A 2941-nucleotide genomic window follows, 5' to 3' on the forward strand; every position below is an offset into this window, starting at 1 on the left:
AAAAATCATGGCGGCAATATTCTTCCTCCAATTTTTTTGCCATAGACTGAGCCACCTCTTGCGATATAAAAAGTATAGCGTTGTGTTTTTGTGGTTCGAGTCTGATTAAATTCCGCATATTTCCAGCATAATAAAGTGGAATCCCTTGATACGAAGTCTTGAGATAACTTGGCATGTTTACCACCAATAATCTGTCAAGACATCACATGGGCGTAAACGATGCTGTTTTTCATAAGAGCCATAGAGATTATCTTCATAATCGCAAGCCGCTCTTTCATTTAAACAAGCATGATAAGCTTCACTATTCAAAATGAAGGGCTGCAATTGTGTATTTTCTTCATTTATTTCATGATTTTCGACATAAAAATCAGCGATTTGTTCGGTAATATCTTCAGCATGAGAAGTTGTCAGATCGAGTCGTAAAACTCTATAAACAGTTTCACATTCTTCAATCAGTTCGAGCACTTCTTCGATTTCGTCGATTGGTCCTTCATAAGTACAAGGATTTTCCTCTTCGCATAAAACGACAATGATTTCATCCTCTTTAACGAATGAAATATTTTTCATGATTTCCCCCTTTAGATAGTTGATAAAGCATAGCCTTGTCTTGACAAGACTAAATATAGCGTTAGTCTTATATCCTCTATAGGAGAGATGTCAACCATTTTATCCTTCATAAAAGATATATTTTAAATATCTACGGGGTTCAAATGACATATGTAAAGAAAAATCTATTATTCTTTGTTCCTCTCATGCCCCTTTGTTGTTCTCTATTTGTTCTTACAAAATTGCAATTATAAACACACAGGAGAGATAAAATGAGTGACATAATATTAATAAAACACTGGAGTCGCCTTGACTCAAAAGCACAGAAGGAAGTTATTTTGAAGCTTCGTCAATTGGTCGCCGCAAAAGAGTCAAAATCGCCTGTCTCTCTTGCGGAGAGAGTTTCGAAATAAGCTCTATAAATTCTTTATCTTCAGGGCTAGCCCCTTTCCCGTAAAGAATATAATTCATACTGATATTAATTTCGTGACAAATTCGCGAGAGAGATTCGATTGTTGGTTCTTTTCCTTCAGAAAGAATAGAATGAAGGTACCCCGCGCCTTTACCGGCAGCGAGGGAGATAGATCTTTTTGACCGCCCACTTTTTTCCAAAGCGATTCTTAATCTTTGACGCCAACCATCGATATTCATAATTTCACCATATAGCGCGTCTTTTTAAAAAAACACGTCCTTTTTATAAAACGGGCTTGCATTATCCTCTAAAAAGGATAAAATTAAGGAAACAAATTTTACTTTTTCGGGGGAAATTTTTTTTATTTTTAGATCATAAAAACACTTTAACCACCCTACCGGATATAAAAGACCACCTCCAAAGCTTCTGCCCAAAAGCAAGTACGTTGAGAATGTGTGGTATTCTTTATTTTTTCCATCACCGCAATCTTAAATCGTAAGTTTGCATGCTCTTCAAGCACAGCCAATCATTTATAAGCATCGTAAAGAAGCCTCTAGTCATCATCGAACAGAGCCAAAAGCAACACAAGTTAAATCCTTATTTGAGCTTTTATCATCAATAAAAATGTATAAAAAAGAAGAAAGTAGATTGCAGTATGAAACACGCTAATCAACAAGAAACTCCTCATTATGAATCGTCTAGGCTTCCATATGTTTGTTGGTATCAAAATGACTTTCTAGGAGGTGTACGTGGGATGCGCGCACACGAAATTGGAATCTATACGATTCTTCTCAATGAAATGTATGCCCGTGGCCGACCTTTAGAAATATCGAAAGAACGTTTAGCGCGTCTTTGTGGTTGTGACAAGCGAACTTTTGTTAATGTTTTAGAGATGCTCATCCAAGAGGGTAAGATTTTAAATTTAGCCAATGGATTATGGAACAAGCGTTGCGAAAATGTTTTTCAAGAGCGTGAAAAATTGCTTGAACAAAAATCCTTTGCGGGTCGTTCTTCGGCAAAAAAACGCAAGAAAATCAATGCAGAGATGCAACAACTGCTTAACGAAAGTCCAAAAGATGTTGCACAAAACTCAAAAGCTCAAAAGGCAGAAGAAAAGGAAACACCTTACGGTGTTTTAGAAAAGAAAATTTTGTTTGATGAGACAGAACCTTGTTTTTCCTGCGAAGAGAACTTTGAACAAAGCGATCATCCATCACCCTTATCGGCTCTTGATTCACCTCTCCCTTTGCCTGCCCAAGCAGAAGCGGAGCAAAAAAACGCCTCCCCTTTAAAAGCTCCCCAAGACGAGTTCACTCCCGCCCCTATCGCGCAAATTGTCACGGGGGAAAAAACAAAATCCGCCACCACTCTTCCCCCCAGCAATCTTCCTGCCTCCATCCCGCTTTGCACCAACAAAAAAACCACAACCTCAGTTGCCAAAGGGCATCGTCTTCCTGAGCATTGGCAAGCAGACATCAAGGCGGCAGTTTCAGAAGGTTTGAGTGAAAGCCAAGCCCATTGGCAAGAAAAGAAGTTTCGCGACTATTGGCAAGCCAAAGGCGGCAAAGAAGCTCTCAAAGTAGACTGGCAAGCCACATGGCGCAACTGGTTTCGCCGTGAGATCGAACGGCAAGAACAGCAAAAACAGGGAGGCTCCTCATCTTTTACCTCTGAGAACAATGACACGCTTTACCGCAGTTTGATCAACTATAACGACAATTTTTGACATCACACAAACAACGTATTTTTCAAGCAAGCGCGGGGACAAAAATGCTTCAAAACCACAACAGCATCGGACAAAACAAAAGGCGGCAAAACAACATTTGGATAGGCGATTCACACAGCAAAACGCGTCAACATCGACCATTTTGCTCTCATCACAAAAGCGTTTTCCCCACGCAAAAGACCCCCACAGGCACCCCAACATACACACCCCAACATGCACCCCAATACACCAGGACTCCAGCATGCACCACCCCCTCA

The 2941-nt window shown here is 40.0% G+C and carries 3 protein-coding genes; 1 reads left to right on the forward strand and 2 read right to left on the reverse strand.

The genetic code is table 11. The features are described from left to right. Window positions 1-177: 177 nt before the first annotated feature. Together ACFIL3_RS08570 and ACFIL3_RS08575 are read right to left on the reverse strand one after the other, a co-directional pair. Window positions 178-567: a hypothetical protein gene (locus tag ACFIL3_RS08570; RefSeq protein ID WP_375611644.1), complete on the reverse strand. Its 390-nt coding sequence runs from the start codon at window positions 565-567 to the stop codon at window positions 178-180. A 312-nt stretch (window positions 568-879) separates the two neighbouring features. Then, window positions 880-1197, reverse strand: a complete 318-nt coding sequence (locus ACFIL3_RS08575; protein WP_273790852.1) for an XRE family transcriptional regulator — start codon at window positions 1195-1197, stop codon at window positions 880-882. A gap of 416 nt (window positions 1198-1613) precedes the next feature. On the opposite strand from ACFIL3_RS08575, the gene ACFIL3_RS08580 reads away from it, so the two are divergent. After that, window positions 1614-2684: a YdaU family protein gene (locus ACFIL3_RS08580; RefSeq protein ID WP_375682082.1), complete on the forward strand. Its 1071-nt coding sequence runs from the start codon at window positions 1614-1616 to the stop codon at window positions 2682-2684. Window positions 2685-2941 lie beyond the last annotated feature (257 nt).

The organism is Bartonella sp. CE47NXGY (assembly GCF_042195415.1).
Taxonomy (GTDB): Bacteria; Pseudomonadota; Alphaproteobacteria; order Rhizobiales; family Rhizobiaceae; genus Bartonella.

Coding starts and splice junctions, on each gene's coding strand:
- ACFIL3_RS08570 (WP_375611644.1), bottom strand. CDS start 567: ATGAAAAATATTTCATTCGTTAAAGAGGATGAAATCATTGTCGTTTTA.
- ACFIL3_RS08575 (WP_273790852.1), bottom strand. CDS start 1,197: ATGAATATCGATGGTTGGCGTCAAAGATTAAGAATCGCTTTGGAAAAA.
- ACFIL3_RS08580 (WP_375682082.1), top strand. CDS start 1,614: ATGAAACACGCTAATCAACAAGAAACTCCTCATTATGAATCGTCTAGG.